The sequence below is a fragment of the Mesorhizobium sp. 131-3-5 genome (genome assembly GCF_016756575.1).
GTDB classification, from domain to species: Bacteria; Pseudomonadota; Alphaproteobacteria; order Rhizobiales; family Rhizobiaceae; genus Mesorhizobium; species Mesorhizobium jarvisii.
Genome location: NZ_AP023254.1, coordinates 2,826,429 through 2,847,861 on the forward strand (window position 1 = coordinate 2,826,429; position 21,433 = coordinate 2,847,861).

Consider the following 21,433-nt stretch of genomic DNA (forward strand, 5'->3'; position numbering starts at 1 on the left):
GGACGGCTCTCAAAGCGCGCTGACGGCGCCGGTCCACATCTCGTAGACGGCAAGGATTGCGACAGCGACGAGCGCGACTGCGATGACGGCCTCCACCGGGTGGAAGGCACGCTGATTGGCCTCGCGGCGGGCCCAGACGTAGAAGATGATGCCCGGCGCATAGAGGATGGCGCACATGAACAGATACGCCGGTCCCGCGGCATAGACGAGCCACAGGCCGTAGATCGTGGCCAGAATGCCGGCAACGAGCGGTCCCGTTCGGCTTTCGCCGCTTTGATAGCTTTCCCCAGTCAATGCCAACTTGGCGGCAAAGGCGCCCGAGAAGATGTAGGGGACGAGAATTGCCGCCGAGGCGATGTAGAAAAGCGCCTGGTAGGTGCTCTGGGCAAAGAGTGTGATCACCAGGAAGGCCTGGACAAGCAGGTTTGTGATCAGCAGGGAGGTCGAGGGAACGCCGCGTTCGCTCTCATGGCCGAAGAATTTCGGCATTGTACCGTCCTTGCCGGCGACATGCGGAATCTCGGCGGCAAGCAGGGTCCAGCTCAGGAACGCGCCGACGACCGAGACGACCAGCGCAAGATTGATGAGCACGGCGCCCCAGGGCCCGACAACCGCTTCCAGCACGCCCGCCATCGAAGGGTTCTTCAGCGCGGCCAACTCGGGTTGGCTGAGGATGCCGAGCGAAAGCAGCGATACCAGCGCATAAAGCGCGAGACACGTGAAGAAGCCGAGCACCGTCGCAGTCGCGATGTCCTTGCGGCGCTCTGCGCGTGCTGAGAACACGCTGGCGCCCTCGATGCCGATGAAGACCCACAGCGTCACCAGCATCGTGCTCTTCACCTGAGCGGCGATCGTACCCAGAGAGGCGTTGCCGAGCCCTGTGAAGTCGAGCGACCAGACATTGAGCTTGAAGGCTACCGCGACGACGCCGACAAAGAGGACGACAGGAGCAATCTTGGCGATGGTCACGACAGTGTTGACGATCGCAGCCTGGCGAATGCCTGCAAGAACGAGGAAATGAATGATCCACAAAAGGATCGATGCGCCGAGCACCGCCTGCCAGGTATTCCCGTCACCGAAGGCGGGGAAGAAATAGGACAGCGCGCTGAAGACGATTACCGCGTAGGACACATTGCCGACCCATGCGCTGATCCAATAGCCCCAGGCGCTGTTGAAGCCGATGAAGGGGCCGAAGCCGGCTTTGGCATAGGCGTATGGGCCGGCATCGAGTTCGGGCCGACGCACCGCCAGCGACTGGTAGACGAATACCAGCGCGAGCATGCCGGCGGCCGTGACGGTCCAGCCGATCAGGATAGCAAGCGGACCAGCGCCGGCCGCCATATTCTGTGGCAGGATGAACACACCCGAGCCTACCATCGAGCCGATGACGAGCGCGGTTAGCGATCCCAGTCGCAGCTTGGTCGTGGCCGGACTGGCAGATTCTTCCCGCATAGGGATATCGAGGTCTGTTGTGGCCATGAGGCCCTCCCACCTTTGGAATGATAGGAGCAGTTCAACAGGAATGGGGCCTGGCAGCCTTGACGCCGGTCAAATCTGGATTGGCGCCGGAGCCGACCGCAAATCGCGCCCCCTAGAGGAACCGCATGGTGCAATAGCCCGCAGTCGCAGCGGTCAAGGTCATGCCGGCCAGCGGTAGCCAGAATTTCACCGGCCCTGCGGACATCGCCAGGCACAGGCGTCCAATGGCGTTCGCCATCAGCGCCGTCAGCACGGCTTGCCCGATGGTTTCGATGGAAATCGAGTGCTTGGCCAGCCGCAAGGCGCTGAGCACCGAGGCATCGACATCAAATGCACCCGCGATCGCGGAACTCGCCAGCAGGCCCTGTTCCTTGAATTGGAGTGCCAACGCGGCGCTCGCTGTCGAGGCGAATGCGAACAGGAGTGCAAAGATCAGCAACGGCATCAGTTCGAATGGATTGCGCGTCGCGCCAGGGCTTTCCGGTTTTTGCCCGGGGATTGCCAATGCGATTGTTCCGCAGACGCCGAATGTCAGCGCCGCGGCGAGCGCGGGTAAGGCGATGAACGCGGTCACGCCCGGGGCGAGTATCAGAACCACGAGGCAGACACGCAGGATCGAGACCATCGCGGCCAGCGAGGCCGCGCCTGACAGGGACAAGGAATTGTTCGACGCGCTTGCAGTACGAGCCAGTGACAAGGTGACGGCAGTTGATGACACGACTGCACCGGCAAGCGCGCTCACAATCAAACCGCGGGCGTTTCCGAGGACACGTACGGCGACGTAACCAGCGAACGAAATTGAGGCCATCAGCACCGTCAGGAGCCAGATCTCCCGCGGGTTGAAGCCTTCCCATGGGTCAAACGTGCGGTTCGGCAGCAGGGGCAGGATTATGGCGGTCATCACCGCCAGGACCAATGCCGAGCGAAGCTCGATCCAGGTCAGGCGTTTCAAAAGCCCATGCAGGATTTCGCGGCTGGCGAGTAACGTCGCCAGCGCCGTGCCGCCCGCGGCGGCCACGCGAAAATCGCCGGCCACGCAGAGCGCGCCAAGGGCAAACACAGCCAGGCCCGCGATAACGGTCGTGACACTGAAATCCTCATCGTGCGCGGCTTCGCGTGCCTTGTACCAAGCGAAGATCCCGGCGAAGGCGAGGAAGCCGGCGATCAAGACGGAAATCGCATTGAGCGCTTCGGCCAACGCCGCGATAATGCCGCCGAGAAGTCCCGCAATGCCGAATGTCCGAATACCCGCCGTGCGGCTATGAGCCGGCGCGTCGCGCTCCTGCCAGCCGCGCTCCAGGCCGACGAGCAACCCGATCGCCAAAGCGACGCCAAGTTGGACTATGAGAGAGTCCATGGTGGGCATGCCCTTGGCCGGATTGCGGATGCATCCAGCCGGTGTCGACCAGCAGTCATACAGCCTGCTTTCCGCCATGCGCGCCGCGCCAAGTCAAGCCTCCATCGCCTCACGGCCCGAGACTTCCACGATGAATATCCTGAAGAACACATGCGGGAGATGTTCGGCGACCGAGGACGTAGCCGGCTTGAGCGCGCCAGGCTCCCACCAGTCGGTGTGCCTGCTCAGCAATGACCATGCGTGATCAAGTTGCACCTTGTGGCCGATCCGGTCCGGAAGTTCCTCATACCTGCCATTGACGATGACGCTCTTCCAACCTCGGGCAGCGCCATGTTCGTCGACCTGCACGGACACGAGCGGATTGGCGCGCATCCAGTCGATCTTCTTTCCCGGCATGGAAAAGGCATAGAGGTGGTTGTCGGCATGGGCGTAGTAGAAGGGCACGATATAGGGTTGCCCGTCCTTCGCGCAGGCAAGGCGGCCGACGCGATTGGCCGTCAGCATTTTCGTGCATTCCAGAGTCGAAAGCGTGCGGATCTGCATCGGTATAACTCCTAAGTGCCGGCTTTGTGCCGCGATTTGCCCGCGGCGTTTGCGCCGGAGTGTCTTTTTTCGGCAACATGGCGCCGATCCTCGCGCGCCATAGCCATCATCTCGAGGACCTCGCTGTCGGAGAGCTGCGGAAAGCTGCCATAATAATAGCCGAGCGCTCGAAATCGGGCAGGCTGAATGAGACAGATCGTCAAATCTGCTTCCTGCGCCAGCTCTTCCACGGTCTCCGGCGGCGCGACAGGAAGTGCGACGACGATCTGTCGCGGCGACCGTCGCTTCAACGCCCGGATGGCCACTTTCATCGTCGTTCCGGTCGCCGCTCCGTCGTCAACGACAATCGCGGTTTTGCCGGCCACCGACTGGGGCAGCTCTTTTCCGCGAAATATTTCCCGACGCCGCTCCAACTCCGGCCGTTCCTGCGCGATCAAAACACGTAATGCGCTGTCGCCGAGAGCGTAGGCCTCCACGATCTCACGGTTAAGAACGACGTCCGGCGGATCTCCGTCCACGATGGCGGCCACCGCCAGTTCCGGATTGCCAGGTGCTCCGACTTTTCGAACGATCATCAGATCCAGCGGTGCCTTCAAGACCTTGGCAATCTCGGCGGCGACGGGAACGCCACCGCGTGGCAAGGCCAGCACGATCGGATCCCTCAGCTGAAGCGCCTCCAAAGAGGCTCCGAGCTTCTGTCCAGCGTCCTGCCGATCGCGAAACATCGCTCATCCCTCCGGCCAGAGTTGGCGCAGCGACTTCTTCATCGAGTTTCGGACCTGGACGATTTCGCCATGCGAAATGTGACGGTCGAGAAGTCGGAACACCGCACCAATAGCCTTGTCGACGTCGATCTCCGGCTCGTAGCCAAAGCTGTCGCGAACGCAAATGACGAAGTCGCGCTTCTTGCGTTCCCACGCCGGTTCGGCCGGGTTCCACCCTTCGAAATAGATGCCTCTGATCAACGTCGGCAACTGGGCGGACAGATCGGCCATTTCTTCAGGCGAGAGCCAGTCGCGCAAGGTGTGCAGGACGGCCTTCAACAGCCGGAACGCGCTTTGTTCGTTCCAGTCCAGATCCTTGGCGAGCTCGTTTACCCATTGCTGGGCCTGCTCGGCGGCATGTGTGATTGAAGCGTGCGAAACAGAATGTGTCATGGCTGCGATCCTTGAACGTGGTTCCTTCTCCTCCATTGGAGCTTCGCGCATTGCGCTGGACCAAAGTTCGACGTCGTCGATTTCAGCCGCCCGACGTTGCCGTCAGCAGCGGAACGATCCGGTCGCTTTTGGCGACCGAGGGCCGTCCTGCCGAGCCGTAGGGAATGCCGAGCGCGTCCCATGTCTCGACCAGCGCGTCCTGCAGTCCAGCGATCAGCGCATCCGAATGGAACGGCGTCGGCGTGATGCGCAGCCGCTCGGTGCCGCGCGGCACGGTCGGGTAGTTGATCGGCTGGATGTAGATGCCGTGCACGCCGAGCAGGCGGTCGCTGGCCATTTTGCAAAGCTCGGGATCGCCGACCAGCACCGGCACGATATGGGTTGGCGAGTCCATCACCGGCAGGCCGGCGGCGGCAAGCACCTGCTTGGTCCGGGATGCCTGCTGCTGCTGGGCATCGCGCTCGGCCTGCGAGCGCTTGAGATGCCGGATCGAGGTGGTGGTGGCCGCGGCGATCGCCGGCGGCAGCGCCGTGGTGAAGATGAAGCCGGGCGCATAGGAGCGCACCGCGTCGATCACCGCGCTGGTGCCGGTGATATAGCCGCCCAGCGTGCCGAAAGCCTTGGCCAAGGTGCCCTGGATGATGTCGATGCGGTCGGCCAGGCCCTCGCGCTCGGTGATGCCGCCGCCGCGCGGTCCGTACATGCCGACAGCATGGACCTCGTCGATATAGGTCATGGCGTTGTAGCGCTCGGCGAGCTCGACGATTTCCCGGATCGGCGCGATGTCGCCGTCCATCGAATAGACGCTTTCGAAGACGATCAGCTTGGCGCGTTCGCGCCCCGCCGCCTGCAGCAGGCTTTCCAGATGCGCGACGTCATTGTGGCGGAAGATCTTCTTCTCGGCGCCCGAGCGGCGCACGCCTTCGATCATCGAGGCGTGGTTCAACTCGTCCGAGATGATCAGGCAATTGGGCAAAAGCCGCGCGATCGTCGAGATCGAAGCTTCGTTGGAGACGAAGCCGGAGGTGAAGACCAGAGCCGCGTCCTTGCCGTGCAGGTCGGCAAGCTCATGCTCGAGCTCGACCAGCGGGTTGGAGGTGCCGGAAATATTGCGGGTGCCGCCGGCGCCCGAGCCCATCTTGCCGGCCGCGTTCTGGAACGCGGCGATGACATCGGGATGCTGGCCCATGCCGAGATAGTCGTTGGAGCACCAGACGGTGATTTCCTCGGCGCGGCCGTTGGAGCGCCAGATGGCGCGCGGAAACTTGCCCGCGATGCGCTCGAGGTCGGCGAAGACACGATAGCGACGCTCGGCGTGGAGCTGGTCGATCGCTTCTTCGAAGAACCGCTGGTAGTTCATGATGAACTCCTGTTCGGGATGCCTTGGCCGGTGGCGGCAGGCCTTATCCTCAGGGTCACCATACTCGGCTTGCGAGCCTTGACTTTGAGCCACATCAATTCGCAACTCCAACTCGATTAAAGCGATAGAACGGAAGTCATCGAGTGTTTGCTGGGTCTTGAAAGGCGGCATTCCTCCACAATCCACCCGCCCGCCCAAACGGAGACGCAGGCTGACTTTCCTGGCAGGGCCGCGTCCGCGTTGGTCTGGTCGGGGCGGACTTTTATGCTCCATCTAAAATTCGGCTAAAGGTAGCCGGCTTGGTCCGAAATCACTTGCAAAACTGATTCAAATCAAAGCGCGCGGCGGCGTCTCGATTCACGATGATCGGATGTGGAATCCAATTGCAAGCGCCCCGTTTGGCCGAAGCCTCGAACTAGCCGTTCTAGACGAGGATGGCCTGCACGCGCTTGTTTTTCCTTGCGAAAAGGGCCGAGAAGGATGGGTGGATGTCGCTAAGCGCGTTCGTGTCGACATCAGGCCGACCCACTGGCGAGACTGGAATCCAAAAGAGCGGCGTGCGAGCTTGCTGCGAGACCTGTCCTGACGGTTGCCTCAAAGCGTAGCGGTGTCAGGAATCAAATATCGCCTTAGTGTCTGGGTTCGGCGATCAACGCCATGCGCACCAAGTGTGAGAGACTGCCCGCACCCATCTTGCTCATGACATTGGCACGATGGATTTCAACCGTGCGCGGGCTGATCCCGAGATCGTAGGCAATCGTCTTGTTCGGCAGACCGGAGACGAGCCCGTCGAGCACCTGGCGCTCACGTTCCGAAAGAGTGGCAAGATTCTTCCGGATCTCAGTTGATTGCGGGTGTGCCGCGATGGGATGGCTGCGGTGGTTCAGGGCCGAACGCAGCGAATCGATGAGAATCTGGTCGTCGAACGGCTTTTCGATGAAGTCGGCGGCGCCTTCCTTCATCGCCTGGACGGCAAGCGCGACATCGGCGTGCCCCGTCATCACAATCACCGGCACGCTCAACCCGCGGGATTTCAGTTGCCGCAGGAACTCGATGCCATCGATACCGGGCATGCGCACATCGGTGACAATGCAGCCCTCGACTTCCTTCGGTTCTGTCGCCAAAAACGCGGTCGCCGACTCATAGAGGCGCACGGCAAAGTCGGCCGTCGCGAGAAGAAAGCCTAACGATTTGCGGACATCGACATCATCGTCGACCACATGCACGACATCACTGGCCACTATCGACCTCTTCCTTTTCTACTGCGCGCAGAGTGAAGCGGAAGGCGGTTCCGCCACCAAACATCGACTCAGCCCAGATATGACCGCCGTGCGACTCGACGATAGTGCGACAAATAGACAGTCCGACGCCCATCCCCTGCTTCTTCGTGGTGACGAAGGGCTGGAAGAGTTGGGCCGAAACCTCCGGCGCCAATCCCGGCCCGGTATCGATCACACCAACCTCTGCCATCCCGTCATGCCGGGCCGTGGTAGTGACACGCAGCTCGCGGCGCGCCGCGCCCTGCATGGCCTCGACGGCGTTCCTCATAAGGTTCAGCAACACCTGCTCAATCTGAATTCGATCGGTCAGGACGAGTTCGGCCGCCGGGTCGAGATCGTAGGTGACACGCACATCTGCCTCCCTCGCACCGACCAGAGCGAGGGATGAGGCGTCCTCGATAAGGGCTGGCAGGCGTTCGACCTGGCGCTCGCTTTCTCCTCTGGCAACGAAGTCCCTGAGACGACGAATGACGTCGCCGGCGCGCAAGGCCTGCTCCGCTGCTTTTTCGACAGCCTCTCGCAACATGGTCGCGTTCTCGTCGTTGCTTTTATCGAGCAGGCGGCGACTGCCTTTGAGGTAATTGGTGATGGCTGTCAGCGGCTGGTTGATCTCATGCGCCAATGTCGAGGCCATTTCCCCCAGCGCGGTGAACCTTGCCATGTGGAGCAGCTCCTGCTGCTGTTCCTGCATCCTCGCTTCCGTTCTATGGCGCTCGGTCAGGTCGCGACAGAAGCCCGTGAAGAAACGGCCCGTTCCCGGATGCATTTCGCCCACGGCTAGTTCCATTGGAAAGGTCGAGCCGTCCTTGCGCATCCCAGTCACAGTGCGTCCAAGTCCTATGATGCGGCGTTCGCCGGTGGAGAGGTATCTGTGCAGATAGCCGTCGTGCTCCTCCCGATAGGGGGCGGGCATCAGCAAACTGACATTTCGACCGATGACTTCGCTGGATTTGTAGCCGAACAGCGTTTCGGCAGCCGTGCTGAAGGACTGCATCAGCCCCTGTTCGTCGATTACGACCATGGCATCGGGCACGGTCGCCAGGATCGAACGCAGGTGATCCTCACGCAGCTGCAGCGCGGCGTTAGCGAAGGACAGCTCGCTGACGTCCGTGCCTTGAACGAATATCGCCGTGATCCGGCCGTCCTTTGCTCTAATGGGCTGATAGACGAAGTCGAGGATGCGTTCTTCCGCAACGCCCGTTTCGACGTTGCGATAGACGACCTTGACGCTTCGGCCCACATAGGGTTCGCCGGTCTCGTAGACGCGATCCAGCAATTCGAAGAAACCTTGGCCCTCGAGATCGGGAAAGGCTTCGCGCATCGATCTGCCAATGACTTTTCGCTGGCCAACCATTCGCTTGTAGGCGGCATTCGCCAGCTCGAATACGTGCCCGGGCTCTCTGAGCAACGTCATGAAACCTGGTGCCTGCTCGAACATCGATGCAAGCAAATCATGTTCCGGCAAATCGTCACCTCGCGGCAAGCCGCTTGGCGGGGCGGCCGCTTCGGCGATGATTTCCGCGGAAGCTGGGTTCTTCTGGGTCACATTCATTCTGCATCAGGAGGAACACTGGCGATCGCTGGTTTAGCATCCATGCAGGCATTCGCAAACATGGAGCTGCCGGAGTTTGATTAGCGTCAAGGTCATGCACCTCGCGGAATGGCACTCATCAACCAATCATCATCTCCTGAAGGTGCCGCATGTCCTACAAAACGATTGTCGTCAACTTGGCCGTCGATGCCGATCCCGCGCCAATCGTTAAGCTTGCGGGAGAATTGGCGCACCGCTTCGATGCTCACCTCGTCGGCTTCGCTGCCGCGGACGTTCCGCCTTTGGTAACCACGGGTGAAGGCCTAGTCTACGAAGGCGAGGTCATGCAGGTCAAACGGCAGGAGATCGAGAAGCGCCTTGCCGAACTGCGCGACATTTTCGAAAGCCGCGTCCCGCACTCCATCAGCAGCGAATGGAAACAATATATTTGCGGTCCGACTCGCGCTCTCGGGCTGGTAGCCCGTTCAGCTGACCTGATCGTGACAGCCGATGGCGGCGAGGATGTCTTCCGCGCCCTCGATATAGGAAGCCTAGTGCTCGGGGCCGGTCGCCCCGTGCTGGTCGCGGCTGGCTATGCCGAACACCTGATAGGGAAAACCGTACTGGTCGCTTGGAAGGACAGCCGGGAGGCACGAAGAGCCTTGTCCGATGCCTTGCCGCTCCTCGCCAAGGCTGAAGAAGTTGTCGTCGCCACAATGGAAGCCGCCTCGGAAACGGATGTTCGAGACAGCCTCGCCGACGTCGCGCTGTTTCTGGAACAGCATGGCATCTTGGCGCGGACCGAAGTGATCGCCGGTGCCGCGGATGGCGAGGGGCTCATTGCGTTTGCTCGCTCGGTGGGCGCCGACCTGATCGTTTGCGGGGCCTACGGCCACAGCCGGCTCAGGGAATGGGCCTTTGGCGGCATCACACGCTCTCTGATTGGCGAGAGCGGCATCAGCCGCCTGTTTTCGAATTGACTGCACGACCATGGTGACAACAACGGCAGATAGCCCGGATCGGCTGGACGGCGGTCCAGGTGAGGAGCGACCGATCAGCCGCTTTTCCGGCCATGTCGAGGCTGCATACTGGTCGCTCGCCACCGATGAGCTTGTGGGCCGGCTGGAAACCTCAACTTCCGGCTTGTTAAGCGTTGATGCTGCTATCCGGCTGGCCAAATTCGGTCGCAATGCACTGGCGCCTCGGGCCGGCGGATCGGCGCTAAGCGTATTCGCGCGGCAGTTTCGCAGCCCGTTGGTCCTGATCCTGGTCTTTGCCGCCGCCGTTTCGGCGTTCGTGGGGGAGGGGCATGAAGCTGCAATCATCGGCGTGATTGTGCTTGCCAGCTGCGCCCTCAGCTTCACTCAGGAATATGGGGCATCTCGAGCGATGGAGGTGCTGCAGCAGCGCATCTCCCGCAAGTCGACCGTGCTGCGGGACAGCTTCGAACGCACCGTCGATGTCGAGGAGATCGTTCCCGGCGACGTTGTCTGCCTGTCGGCTGGCTATCTCATCCCTGTCGACGGCGTCATCCTGGAGTCGCGGGATTTCAACGTCAGCGAATCCGTTCTGACCGGCGAAACTTTTCCCGTCGTGAAGTCCACCGGCCGCTCCGCGCCCGAAGCCGGCATCGCGCAACGGACCAATGCCGTATTCACCGGCACCTCGGTTCGCAGCGGAACGGCAAAGGTGCTGGCAGTCGCCACGGGGGCGCGCACCGAATTCGCATCGATCGCCGAAGCATTGGAGCGACGGATACCTGAGACCGAATTTGCCCGCGGCATCAGGATGTTCGGATATCTGATGACCGAGATCATGCTAGTGATCGTCATCCTGGTGTTCTTTGCCAATGTGATGCTCAACCGGCCCTTCGTCGAATCCCTGTTGTTTTCACTGGCGCTGGCGGTTGGTCTGACGCCCGAACTGCTTCCGGCGATCATCAGCGTGACCTTGGCCCGGGGCGCCCGGACGATGGCCGCCGGCGGTGTCATCGTGCGACGTCTCGAGGCGATCGAGAATCTCGGCAGCATGGACCTGCTGTGCACCGACAAGACCGGGACGCTGACCGAGGGCGTCATTCACCTCGATGGATCGTTCGACGTCGAGGGCAATGCGTCGACCGACGTCCTGCTTTTCGCCCGGCTCAACGCAACTTTGCAGACGGGCCTGAAGAATCCTCTTGACGAGGCGATTGCGGGCGCACCGCATGGACAGGAGGATTTGTCCGGCTTCACCAAGATCGATGAGATCCCCTACGATTTTGTGCGCAAGCGCCTGTCGGTCGCCGTGCAGGACAGCAAGCGCGAACTGATACTTATCACCAAGGGAGCCGTACAGAACGTCCTCGATGCTTGCGGCTTCGTGCAAGGTTCGCATGGCTTGACGCCCCTGGGCGCGACGGAACGCAAGGCGATCGACGAACGATTCAGACGCTGGAGCGCGCAAGGCTATCGGGTTCTCGGCTTGGCGACCCGGCGATTTCAGAGCAAGGCGGGCGTCAGCCGTGACGACGAGACTGAAATGGCGTTCGCGGGGTTCCTGCTGTTTCTCGATCCGGCAAAGCAGGGGGTGCGGGAGACATTGTCGGCGCTTGCCGACCGAGGCATCGGCGTGAAGGTCATTTCCGGCGACAACCGCTATGTCGCGGCGCATCTGGCCGAGGCCGTGGGCCTGCGGGCCGACAGGATCATGACCGGCGAGGATCTATCGAAGCTGACGAAGAACGGGCTTCTGGCCGGCGTCCGCAATACCGATCTTTTCGTCGAGATCGACCCGAACCAGAAAGAGCGCATTGTCGAGGCATTGCGCCGGAGCGGCCATGTGGTCGGCTATCTGGGCGATGGCATAAACGACGCGCCAGCGCTTCATGAGGCAGACATCGGCATTTCAGTCGATACGGCTGTCGATGTGGCTCGCGAAGCCGCGGACATCATCCTGCTCAAGCGCGACCTGAGCGTGTTGGTGAGGGGCGTCGACGATGGCCGCAAGACCTTCGCCAACACGATGAAGTACATCTCCATCACGACCAGCGCCAATTTCGGCAATATGATCAGCATGGCCGCCGCCTCGCTTTACCTGCCGTTTCTGCCGCTGCTGGCCAAGCAGATCCTGCTGAACAATTTCCTCTCCGACATACCGGCCCTCGCGATTGCGGGTGACAATGTCGATGTTGATCAGGTGCGCCGTCCGCGTCACTGGGATATTCATTTCGTGAGACGTTTCATGGTGAGTTTCGGACTGGTGAGCTCGCTCTTCGACTTTGCAACCTTCGCGTTCCTGCTTCTGGCCGTTCATGCCACGGCAGCTACATTCCAGACCGCGTGGTTCGTGGAATCCGTGCTCACCGAGCTCGCTATCGTGCTCGTCGTGCGGACCCGCAGGAGACTCTGGCGCAGCCGTCCGAGCCTGTTGCTTGCTTGCCTGGCCGTCGGCGTCGGTGTTGTCGCCATCGCCATTCCTTTCGCCCCGTTCGCCGGCTGGTTCGGGTTCGTGCCTCTGGCAACACCGGTACTGGCAGGGCCGCTCGCGATCACAGCGCTCTACGTGCTCGTATCCGAGCTTACAAAGAGCTGGCTTTTCGACCACGGCAGCCGAACCAAGCCCAGCCGAAAAACCGCGGCCTCAAATCCGCACCGGGCCGCGCCAATCCGCATCCCGGGCTGAGCCGAAGGATGCGGTTCGATGTGGACGGCCCGATGTCCTGAAGTGCGAGGTCAACCGCCGACGGCGGCCTTGGTGACGTTCACGCCGAGGTCGTAGACCAGCTGCCCACCAAAATAGGCTGTTACCGTGACCAGGGCGGCGCCTGCGATTTCAATGGCGGGTATGGCCGGCCCCAGCGTTTTCAGCTCGCGATTGCGCACCCACAGTGCGAGGCGGAACAGACCCCAGCCCAGAAACGCCAGAGCGCTAACCTCGCCCAAGCCTTCGTGAATCTCCGCTATCTGGCTGCTGAACCCCGCCGCCTCGGCATGGTCGAGGGCGATGCCGCCAAAGAACCAGGTGCCGACGGCAAAAAATCCCGCGGCTGCCGCCGCAAAGCTGGAAATCGTACCCACACCAGTGCGCTTCGTAACGGCGTTGCGGTTCGCGAGCGCGGCGACGTCGATGATCACGAGCGTGTACATCAGCACGATGGGAAAATGCACCAGAATGGGATGGATATGCTGAATTTCAGGCATTGCAAATATTCTCCAGGAAGGTTGAGGCTATTGGTCAGTCAGGCGTCTGATCGGTTGTTAGTCGTCGCTGTCGTCAAGTTCTTCGTCACCGCGCCCGGTGGACCTGTCGCCGCCACATTCGTCTTCGCCGACGCTTTTGACCGCCTTGGGACCGATGGCGCTCATCATGGGGATGGCCTCAAGGTCGATTGTCGGGGAAGACGTGGCGGGTGCGGTTGCGCATGATCCATGGTCGGATTCCGCGGCGACGGGTATGACAAAGGCGGCTAGACCTCCAAGAGCGACAATTAGGACAGGAAGATTGCGCATGGTTTCAGCTCCTTCTCTGCGCGACCACCATCGGGCGCGGCGGCCCTTGATAGAGACGTGTTCCTTGCTGCCGGCTGACGATGGTTGACAGCGGTTTGACAGCTTCGGCATGCGACAGGCCTCTTCGATGAAAATCGTGTTGATGCGCCTGGCCGCTCTGGGGATCGCCGCACTTGTGCTGGCCACGCCCGTTGGCCGCCAGGGCGCACAATGACGACGATGAGGTCGCCGCCGGCGCCAGGACCGGATCGGCAAGGGGGAAACGGGGTGACCCGCGGCAACGCTGTCTGCTCTGCCGCCCCTGCGTGTCGATCAGATCGTTGTCGGGAAGCTTGCCCGCTTGATCCCATACATAAGCCCCGGACGAGGCGACCACGAAGGAGACAAGGCGATCTGTTCCACAAGCGCTGTTCCAGTTTCGAGCTCGGCGCAATCGGCTCGAGAGCCGGCGGCGCCAATGTGCTGAAAGCCACTGCCCGCGTCACTTTTTGGGGAGTGCTGGCAATGGCATTGACCGCAGGCATTGGGGCAATATTCGGTACCGCCAGCTAGGTTTCTGGGCGAGAAGATCGGCCCGTCGGGCGAAGCAATTTCACGAAATGCATAGCCCTCCTTGATCGAGATCAACGTCGCGAGCCGCCTGGGATGGCAATGAATTGTCATCTGAGGAGTATGACGACATGAGCTTTCTGGAATATCTGATCGGGGTTGACGCCAGAACTGCCTTGATGGAACGGATGATGCAGAAGATGGGCGTCGACAGGCAGCTGAAAGTTGTGGCGGATCACGCAGCCGTGACCAGTCGTGCCGGTGACCGGTGCAGGTCTTGCGGCCATCAGGACGAATGTGCGGTCTGGCTCGACGAAACCGAGCATGCCGACCATCCGCCGGCCTATTGCCGCAACAGCGACCTGATCGCTCGATTGCAGTCCCTCCGCTGACCCCTTGGCGGCCCCGTCGGCGTGAACTCGAAGGACTTAAGGGATGACGCGCAAGCGATTGTCGGTGATCTTGGCGGAACTGCTCTTCCTGGGCGCTGCTTTCGGACTTACCTTCGATGCGCTCGGCCTGCTGGCAGGAAAGCGCGAGCAAATAGCGGCCGACTGATGTCGAACAGCCTGTTTCTTCTGGAAGCCTTTCTGCTCTTTGTCGCTCCGGGGCCAACCAACGCTCTCCTGATGGCGGGCGCGGTCAAGCGCGAGCAGGCGACCAAACTACTGGCGGCACAGGCGTGCGGCTATGGAATGGCGGCGGGTTTCTGGCTTTTGTCGCGTCCCTTGATGCCGCCTGACGCCATTGAGATGCTCAAATTCGTCGCGGTTGGATGGCTTTCGATCCTGGGGCTGCGCCTGATAGCCAGCAATTCGATCGACGTATCGCAACGCCGCGATGGCCTGTCCGTGCTGGCAACCACCGTGCTCAATCCCAAGGCTTTCGTCTATTGCCTGGCGATGGTGCCGATGGATGCCGGTCCGGGTAATCTCGGCATCTTTTGGATGCTGCTCGTAGGGACCACCGCGCTTACAGGATCGCTATGGGTTTTGCTGGGCAAGCGGCTTCGCGGAAGCAGGCGGATAGCCGACAAGGTCGCGGGCGCGGCGCTTTTTGGATTTGCCCTGCTGCTGCTTCGACCGTTGTTGATAGCGGCTGCGGTCTAACGTTCTACAGAAAGCGATAAGGCCGATGCACGCTCGTCAGGAGACGAGCACGACCGACAGCGGTCCGGCGTAGAAGAGCTTGTCGGTGACTTTCTTGACCCCGGCGACGTTCTCCGCGGCAACGATAGCGGCCTTTCGCTGGCGCTCGTCGAAAATGGCGCCATTCAGTTCGACCTCTCCTTTTTTGACGGTGACGCCGATGAGGTCGCCGCCGACACTCCAGGACTGCCCCTGCAACTCGGCGAGAATGTTCCTGCGTATGACCTCGTCGTCGACAGTCGCGGAGCCTGACCTGGGCAGAGTGCGAAGCAGGACACGCATCAGATCGGAGCGGCTGACGATGCCGACGATCTTCCCCGCGTCAAGGATAGGCACGTTCTTGATGTCGTGGGTCGCCATGAGGTCTACAATCTCGGCGAGCGAAGCGCCAGGCGCTGCCGAAACGACGCTGGTGCTCATAACCTCGGCCACTCGGCGGCTGCTCGACCGGACATACTCGTCGGCGAGCTTGCCAGGACCGACAAGAAATTCTAGCCAGCGAGGCCGCGCCCTTCTGATGCCAAGTTCGCTGCGGCGCAGGAAATCGCCCTCGCTAATGACGCCAGCCAGCGATCCATCGTCTCCCAGGACCGGCAGGCAGCGGATGTTTCTGGTCAGCATCAGATTGGCCGCTTCGGCGACTGAGGCAGAGGCGGTGATCGTGACCACCGGCGTCGTCATGATGTCCCGAACTTGCATAGAAATCTCCCGCTTTTGATCAGCTTCTTTTTCGGATGCCGGAAGCGGCGCTGCCTTGATCTACGTCAGTTTGTTCGGTGGCCTTCGCTGTTTTGCCGGTCAGGCTCGATCAGTATCCGCTCGGCAGCTCCGTCGAGATCCTCGTACTGGCCGCTGCGCAGAGCCCAGAGGAAGCCAGACAAGCCGAGCGCGCCCAGAAACAGGGCCACTGGTATGAGATGGACGTGAGTGGTCATGGACGAGCCGCGTGGATGACATCGGTGCGGCGTCGGGCCGTCACAGCTTCAGGCGCGGCTTCCGCCACTGTGTGAAGCCGCATCGCATTTGTAATAACGATCAGTGAAGAGGCACTCATCGCGATCGCCGCGATGAGCGGCTCGACAAGCTGCAGCTCGATTGCGTTTTGGATCCAAGTCGGCTGCCGCCTTGGCCGGCATTTGCGATGGATCAAAGCTCGATCGTTCTTCGCCGGATAGATCGATGACGACCGGTCTTGACACCGAGCCGTCGTGAACCGGTGGCAGCGTCGATGCGTTGTGCCTCAGCCGGATCGGCTTAAACCATCGAAGGAGTCGGAAAATGACCGAGCGTCCCAGCGCCAATCGCTTGTCTACCCAGGAATTGCACGACATAGATGCCTACTGGCGCGCCGCCAACTATCTCACCATCGGGCAGATCTATCTGCTCGACAATCCGCTGCTGCGCGAGCCGCTTCGGCTGGAGCATGTCAAGCCGAGGCTGCTTGGCCATTGGGGAACGTCGCCGGGCCTCAGTTTCATCTATGCGCATTTGAACCGGGTAATCCGGCAACGCGACGCCAATGTCATCTATGTCTGCGGTCCCGGCCATGGCGGACCAGCGATGGTCGCCAACACCTATCTCGAAGGCGCTTACAGCGAGATCAATCCAGATATCGCACCGGGCGAGGCCGGAATGAAGAGGCTCTTCCGGCAGTTCTCGTTTCCCGGCGGCATCCCAAGCCATGCCGCGCCCGACGTGCCCGGCTCAATCCATGAAGGCGGCGAGCTAGGCTACGCGCTTTCGCATGCCTATGGCGCGGCCTTCGACAACCCGGATCTGATCGTCGCGTGCGTCGTCGGCGACGGCGAGGCGGAAACCGGGCCGCTCGCCGCCTCCTGGCACTCCAACAAGTTCCTAAACCCCGCGCTTGACGGCGCGGTGCTGCCGATCTTGCATCTCAACGGCTATAAGATCGCCAATCCCACCATTCTCGCCCGCATCCCCGAGGAAGAGCTGCGTGCGCTGTTCATCGGCTATGGCTACGAGCCACTGTTCGTCGAAGGCGACGACCCCGCCTTGATGCATGAGCGGATGGCCGTCGTGCTCGACGATGCGCTCGATCGCATCAAGGCGATTCAGGACGCGGCCCGCAGCGGCGCGAAGCCCGCGCAGTCTCGGCCGAAATGGCCGATGATCGTGCTGCGAACCCCGAAGGGCTGGACCGGTCCCAAGGAGGTCGACGGACTGAAGACCGAGGGGTTCTGGCGCGCCCACCAGGTTCCACTCTCCGGCCTCGCCGAAAACCCCGCGCATCTGAGGATGCTCGAGGAATGGATGAGAAGCTACAGGCCTGAAGAGCTTTTCGATGCTGCCGGCGCGCCTGTGGCTGCGATCCGCGCCACCGCGCCGGAAGGAAACAGGCGCATGAGCGCCAACCCGCATGCCAATGGCGGCCTGCTGCGCCGGTCCCTGGAACTGCCCAGCCTGCAAGAGCATGCCGTCCTGGTCGAGCGGCCCGGGGGCATCAAGGCCGAGTCGACCCGCGTGATGGGCCGTTTCCTGCGCGACGTCATGGCGTTGAACCAAAGCGCAAGGAATTTCCGCATCGTCGGGCCCGACGAGACGGCTTCGAACCGGTTGCAGGACGTCTTCGAGGTGACGGAGCGCGCCTGGATGGAAGAGATACTTAGCGAGGATGTCCACCTGGCACGGGAAGGCAGGGTTCTGGAAATTCTATCCGAGCATACGTGTCAGGGTTGGCTGGAAGGCTACCTGCTTACCGGGCGTCACGGCTTCTTCTCCTGTTACGAGGCCTTCACGCACATTGTCGATTCCATGTTCAACCAGCATGCGAAATGGCTGGATGCCTGCCGCAAGCTCGCCTGGCGGCGCCCCATCGCTTCGCTGAACTATCTGTTGTCCAGCCATGTCTGGCAGCAGGAGCACAACGGTTTCAGCCATCAGGATCCGGGCTTCATCGACGTGGCGTTGAACAAGAAGGCGGACGTCGTGCGCGTCTATCTACCGGCGGATGCCAACAGCCTGCTTTGCGTGACCGACCACGTGCTGCAGACATGGAACCGCATCAACGTCATCGTCGCCGGCAAAGCCAATTCCTGGCAGTGGCTGTCCATCGAAGAGGCGAAAGTCCACTGCAACGCCGGCATCGGCATATGGGAGTGGGCCTCGACCGACGGTGCGGCCGAGCCGGATGTGGTGATGGCCTGCGCCGGCGACGTGCCGACGCTAGAGATGCTGGCCGCAGTTCAGATCCTGAAGCACTACATTCCCGATCTCAAGGTCCGTGTGGTGAACATCGTCGACCTGATGACGCTGCAGCCGAAGGAACATCATCCGCACGGGCTGTCGGATCGCGAGTTCGATGCGTTGTTCACCAGGGATAAGCCTGTCATCTTCGCCTATCACGGCTATCCATGGACCATCCATCGCCTTACCTACCGGCGGACCAATCACGACAACATCCACGTGCGCGGCTACAATGAGGAAGGGACGACGACGACGCCGTTCGACATGACGGTGCTCAATGGGCTCGACCGCTATCATCTCGTGCTCGGCGTGCTCGACCGCATTCCCGGGCCGGCCAGCGCGCACATCCAACTGAAACAGGCCATGGAAGGCAAGCTGATCGAGCATGGAGCCTATATCCGCGAGCACGGGCAGGACATGCCCGAGATACTCGGTTGGAAATGGGAGGGGTAGTCGATGACGATGGGCCAGGCTGGCAGGATACGATCCGCAAAAGCGGCTGGGACCGCTCGGCAATGACCGATGCAATTCTCGTTCTCAATGGCGGCTCATCGAGCCTGAAGTTCGCCGCCTTTCAAGGGGGCGACGAACTTCATCTGCTGGTGCGCGGCAGCGTTTCGTCAATAGGCGAGCGGCCCCGACTCCACGTTGCGCCCACGGCAACGACGCCGCCCTTCGACAGGAGCCTGGGCGAACAGCCGATCTCCATCGGCAAGGCATTCGAGGCCGTCGCGTCCTATCTGGCGGACCGCGGTCTGTTGCAACGGGTGCGCAGGGTCGGGCATCGCATCGTTCATGGCGGTCGGGAGTTTACCCGCGCAACCTTAATCGACGAGCGCACACTCGATGCCCTGCGCAAGCTCAAGCCGCTCGCCCCAATTCATCAGGCGATAAACCTCGAACTCGTCGACCTGGCCAACCGCCTTCTGCCCGGCGCCATGCAGGTAGGCTGCTTCGACACCGCCTTTCATGCGATGCAGCCCGAGCTTGCAAGACTTTATGGCCTGCCGCATGAGCTGTCGCAGCAAGGCATCGTGTCCTACGGTTTCCATGGGCTCTCCTACAGCCACATCGCCAGCGAGCTCCACAACCGTTACGGCGCTGCCGCCGGCGGCCGAACGATCGTTGCCCATCTCGGCAGCGGAGCAAGCCTGTGCGCGATGACGGAGGGCGTAAGCCGCGCCACCACAATGGGTTTCTCAACCCTTGACGGCCTTGTCATGAGCACGCGTTGCGGAGCGATCGATCCCGGCGTCCTCCTGCATCTTCTGCAGGATCGGAAGCTGTCGCCTGATGAGCTGATGGACTTGCTCTACGAGCGATCCGGCCTGCTGGGAGTATCCGGCATCTCCGGGAGCATGCAGACGCTGCTTGCGTCGAAAGACCCGGCGGCGATGCGTGCCGTCGATCTTTTCGTCTACCGTGTCGGGCGTGAGATCGGATCACTTGCCGCGGCGATAGGCGGGCTCGACACCCTCGTGTTCACTGCTGGCATCGGCGAGCATGCGCCCGTGATCCGGCAGAGAATCTGCGAAGCAGCCGGATGGCTGGGCGTCGCGCTCGACAAGGAGTTGAACGCCAACAGCGAAGAATTGGTCAGCGCCCCGGATTCCCTCGTCGACGTGCTTGTCATTCCAGCCGACGAGGAACGTGCGGTGGCCGCCAAGATAGAGCGCTTCGGCACCTCTGTGGGCGGTGGACCGTTCTAGCCTGGCAACTTGGCGCCGAGCTTCCGCTGAACAAGGACGAGCGACGCGTCGTCGGAGTCCGTCGTGACGGTGAAGCCCATTTCACGCTCGAGTTCGATCGCTGCGCGATTTTCGCGGCTTTCGATCGACTCGATCGTCTCGATGCCATGGTCGTCGGCATAGCGCGCGACATAGCCGAGAAACTCCCAGCCGACGCCAAGATGCTTGCGATCCTCGCGAATGCAGATGGCGACTTCGCCACGCCGGTCGGCCGGATCGCTGGCAAGCGTTGCCACCGCGATCAGCATTCCGTCGGTCGAAAAGGCGAGAAAATTATGGACGTGCGGATCGTCGGAGCGGGTCATCTCCACCAGTCGCTCATGCGAAACTTCCTTCAAGGCTCCGAGGAAGCGGAAGCGCAGGTCCTCCGGCGTCACATGGGTGAAGAACTCGGCAACGATCGGCTCATCGTCGGGGCGTGCACGGCGCACTTCGAAGCGAAATCCGGTGTGGGTTGTAAGTGTGGTTTTCATTTTCCGCCCCTTTCAGGATTGATGCGCGGGATTGGCTTAAATGGCCTCATTCCCCCATTGCCAGCAGCGTATCGCGCTTGAGAATTTCGATGTTGCGCAGGCTGAGCAGGCGGATAACGCCTTTCTCCTTCAGGCGGGTGAAGACTCGCGAAACGGTTTCGATGGTGAGGCCGAGATAGTCGCCGATGTCGTTCCGCGACATTGGCAATTCCACCTGCCGCAAACCGCCCTGACGCTCCGACATCTCGACGAGGAATGCCGCGACGCGCTCAATGGCGTTCTGACGGCCAAGCACCAGGAGATGTTCCTGCGCCCGGGTCAGGCCCTTGAGCGCGAGAGGCAGCAGCTGGCGGGACATATCCGTGCCTGATGGAGCGCGGAAGGTCCGGACACCGGTTGCGTTGATCGCTTCGGCGAAGAAGTGGTGAGTGGCGTCGGCCTCGAACCCGAAGGTTTCTCCCGCCAGATGGAACGCGCTGATCTGCCTGCGGCCGTCGGCGAGCAGGCGGTAGATGCGGACCGCGCCGAATTCGACTTGGTAGAGGGCACCCGCCTTTTCGCCCTGGGCGTAGATCTCGGCGCCTGCCGAGAAGAAGCTCACCGGCTGCACGGTCGCGCCGTCAAAGATGGCGGCTGGGTTCTGCTGGGGGAGGTATGACGGCAGTTCGATCTTGGCGGAGGCGTACATGGCTGTGGTCCCGGTTGATCCGTGACAACAGCAATCGCGCAAAACCGGCAACGCCGAAATTCGGTTATGTCCCTACGGGAAACTACCTAGAGCCGAGCTCGAGAGCACCCGATCGATCCAGGTCTTGCCGTCCTAGTTGCGCTCTCTGTGCGATTGACCGCGATCAAGGCTGGCATGCCTCGGCAAGGCAACTATCGAGTCGGAACCAACCATCCAACCAAGGGAATTTGGTCATGACCTCCGACACCGTCGAAATCTGGGCTGGGATACTCGGCCTTGCCTATATTGCCGCCTTGGGCCTTTATTCGGAAATGCTTTCCGCCCGGAAGCGCAGTCGCGTTGCCGCGAGCTACGGCTTCGGTCGCCACACCAGGCCGCGCGCGGCGAGGAGCAAGCACTCGCGATAATACCGTTCCCCGTCGG

The 21,433-nt window shown here is 61.5% G+C and carries 22 protein-coding genes and 1 pseudogene; 9 read left to right on the forward strand and 14 right to left on the reverse strand.

The genetic code is table 11. The features are described 5' to 3' along the window. Window positions 1–9: 9 nt before the first annotated feature. The 8 genes from arcD to JG747_RS13835 form a co-directional block, all read right to left on the reverse strand. Window positions 10–1,479, reverse strand: a complete 1,470-nt coding sequence (gene arcD, locus JG747_RS13800; protein ID WP_202362000.1) for an arginine-ornithine antiporter — start codon at window positions 1,477–1,479, stop codon at window positions 10–12. Between the two features lie 112 nt (window positions 1,480–1,591). After that, window positions 1,592–2,836: an MgtC/SapB family protein gene (locus JG747_RS13805; RefSeq protein ID WP_202362285.1), complete on the reverse strand. Its 1,245-nt coding sequence runs from the start codon at window positions 2,834–2,836 to the stop codon at window positions 1,592–1,594. Window positions 2,837–2,929: 93 nt separating this feature from the next. Further along, window positions 2,930–3,379 (reverse strand): pyridoxamine 5'-phosphate oxidase family protein, encoded by a 450-nt coding sequence (locus JG747_RS13810; RefSeq protein WP_038648680.1) that lies wholly within the window; start codon window positions 3,377–3,379, stop codon window positions 2,930–2,932. A gap of 11 nt (window positions 3,380–3,390) precedes the next feature. After that, a complete protein-coding gene (locus tag JG747_RS13815) occupies window positions 3,391–4,104 on the reverse strand; it encodes a phosphoribosyltransferase (protein WP_202362001.1) in 714 nt (237 codons plus the stop codon). A gap of 3 nt (window positions 4,105–4,107) precedes the next feature. Beyond that, window positions 4,108–4,536 carry a DUF2267 domain-containing protein gene (locus JG747_RS13820; RefSeq protein WP_027047151.1) on the reverse strand — a complete coding sequence of 143 codons (429 nt, stop codon included), beginning with the start codon at window positions 4,534–4,536 and terminating at the stop codon, window positions 4,108–4,110. 82 nt (window positions 4,537–4,618) lie between these two features. After that, window positions 4,619–5,896, reverse strand: coding sequence for a 5-aminolevulinate synthase (hemA, locus tag JG747_RS13825; protein ID WP_202362002.1), 1,278 nt, complete (start codon window positions 5,894–5,896; stop codon window positions 4,619–4,621). Window positions 5,897–6,525: 629 nt separating this feature from the next. Further along, a complete protein-coding gene (fixJ, locus tag JG747_RS13830; RefSeq protein WP_081296227.1) occupies window positions 6,526–7,140 on the reverse strand; it encodes a response regulator FixJ in 615 nt (204 codons plus the stop codon). Further along, the gene (locus JG747_RS13835; protein ID WP_274609715.1) at window positions 7,127–8,614 is read right to left on the reverse strand and encodes a PAS domain-containing sensor histidine kinase; all 1,488 of its coding nucleotides are present in this window, start codon (window positions 8,612–8,614) and stop codon (window positions 7,127–7,129) included. The genes fixJ and JG747_RS13835 overlap by 14 nt, the downstream gene beginning before the upstream one ends. Before the next feature lie 263 nt (window positions 8,615–8,877). On the opposite strand from JG747_RS13835, the gene JG747_RS13840 reads away from it, so the two are divergent. Continuing rightward, window positions 8,878–9,687 carry a universal stress protein gene (locus tag JG747_RS13840; RefSeq protein WP_038648674.1) on the forward strand — a complete coding sequence of 270 codons (810 nt, stop codon included), beginning with the start codon at window positions 8,878–8,880 and terminating at the stop codon, window positions 9,685–9,687. 10 nt (window positions 9,688–9,697) lie between these two features. Continuing rightward, the gene (mgtA, locus tag JG747_RS13845; RefSeq protein WP_202362003.1) at window positions 9,698–12,370 is read left to right on the forward strand and encodes a magnesium-translocating P-type ATPase; all 2,673 of its coding nucleotides are present in this window, start codon (window positions 9,698–9,700) and stop codon (window positions 12,368–12,370) included. Window positions 12,371–12,420: 50 nt separating this feature from the next. Here mgtA and JG747_RS13850 read toward each other — a convergent pair whose 3' ends face one another. Both JG747_RS13850 and JG747_RS13855 read right to left on the reverse strand, forming a co-directional pair. Continuing rightward, window positions 12,421–12,888, reverse strand: coding sequence for a DUF2231 domain-containing protein (locus JG747_RS13850; protein ID WP_202362004.1), 468 nt, complete (start codon window positions 12,886–12,888; stop codon window positions 12,421–12,423). Between the two features lie 57 nt (window positions 12,889–12,945). Next, the gene (locus JG747_RS13855) at window positions 12,946–13,197 is read right to left on the reverse strand and encodes a hypothetical protein (RefSeq protein WP_171903306.1); all 252 of its coding nucleotides are present in this window, start codon (window positions 13,195–13,197) and stop codon (window positions 12,946–12,948) included. Window positions 13,198–13,620: 423 nt separating this feature from the next. On the opposite strand from JG747_RS13855, the pseudogene JG747_RS36960 reads away from it, so the two are divergent. The 4 genes and pseudogenes from JG747_RS36960 to JG747_RS13875 form a co-directional block, all read left to right on the forward strand. Beyond that, window positions 13,621–13,749 (forward strand): annotated as a pseudogene (locus JG747_RS36960) (VIT1/CCC1 transporter family protein); the annotation flags it as partial. 128 nt (window positions 13,750–13,877) lie between these two features. Next, window positions 13,878–14,138, forward strand: coding sequence for a DUF6455 family protein (locus JG747_RS13865; protein ID WP_019859843.1), 261 nt, complete (start codon window positions 13,878–13,880; stop codon window positions 14,136–14,138). A gap of 43 nt (window positions 14,139–14,181) precedes the next feature. Beyond that, window positions 14,182–14,304, forward strand: coding sequence for a hypothetical protein (locus JG747_RS37520; RefSeq protein ID WP_274609708.1), 123 nt, complete (start codon window positions 14,182–14,184; stop codon window positions 14,302–14,304). A gap of 71 nt (window positions 14,305–14,375) precedes the next feature. Then, a complete protein-coding gene (locus tag JG747_RS13875; protein ID WP_244748394.1) occupies window positions 14,376–14,855 on the forward strand; it encodes a hypothetical protein in 480 nt (159 codons plus the stop codon). 36 nt (window positions 14,856–14,891) lie between these two features. On the opposite strand, the gene JG747_RS13880 is transcribed toward JG747_RS13875, so the two are convergent. Both JG747_RS13880 and ccoS read right to left on the reverse strand, forming a co-directional pair. Continuing rightward, complete coding sequence (locus JG747_RS13880) at window positions 14,892–15,593, reverse strand: CBS domain-containing protein (protein ID WP_019859840.1); 702 nt, start codon at window positions 15,591–15,593, stop codon at window positions 14,892–14,894. A 65-nt stretch (window positions 15,594–15,658) separates the two neighbouring features. Next, window positions 15,659–15,829 carry a cbb3-type cytochrome oxidase assembly protein CcoS gene (gene ccoS, locus JG747_RS13885; RefSeq protein WP_202362006.1) on the reverse strand — a complete coding sequence of 57 codons (171 nt, stop codon included), beginning with the start codon at window positions 15,827–15,829 and terminating at the stop codon, window positions 15,659–15,661. Between the two features lie 343 nt (window positions 15,830–16,172). Here ccoS and JG747_RS13890 point away from each other — a divergent pair, with 343 nt between their 5' ends. Both JG747_RS13890 and JG747_RS13895 read left to right on the forward strand, forming a co-directional pair. Then, the gene (locus JG747_RS13890; RefSeq protein WP_202362007.1) at window positions 16,173–18,554 is read left to right on the forward strand and encodes a phosphoketolase family protein; all 2,382 of its coding nucleotides are present in this window, start codon (window positions 16,173–16,175) and stop codon (window positions 18,552–18,554) included. A gap of 62 nt (window positions 18,555–18,616) precedes the next feature. Next, window positions 18,617–19,810, forward strand: coding sequence for an acetate/propionate family kinase (locus JG747_RS13895; protein WP_027047147.1), 1,194 nt, complete (start codon window positions 18,617–18,619; stop codon window positions 19,808–19,810). Here the strand turns inward: JG747_RS13895 and JG747_RS13900 are convergent. Together JG747_RS13900 and JG747_RS13905 are read right to left on the reverse strand one after the other, a co-directional pair. Further along, a complete protein-coding gene (locus tag JG747_RS13900) occupies window positions 19,807–20,322 on the reverse strand; it encodes a GNAT family N-acetyltransferase (protein ID WP_019859834.1) in 516 nt (171 codons plus the stop codon). The genes JG747_RS13895 and JG747_RS13900 overlap by 4 nt on opposite strands. Before the next feature lie 46 nt (window positions 20,323–20,368). After that, entirely contained in the window at window positions 20,369–21,010 is a 642-nt protein-coding gene (locus JG747_RS13905) for a helix-turn-helix domain-containing protein (protein WP_064986077.1), read from the reverse strand. 233 nt (window positions 21,011–21,243) lie between these two features. Between JG747_RS13905 and JG747_RS13910 the strand changes: the two genes are divergently transcribed. Next, a complete protein-coding gene (locus JG747_RS13910) occupies window positions 21,244–21,417 on the forward strand; it encodes a hypothetical protein (RefSeq protein WP_019859831.1) in 174 nt (57 codons plus the stop codon). The last annotated feature ends 16 nt before the right edge of the window (window positions 21,418–21,433 follow it).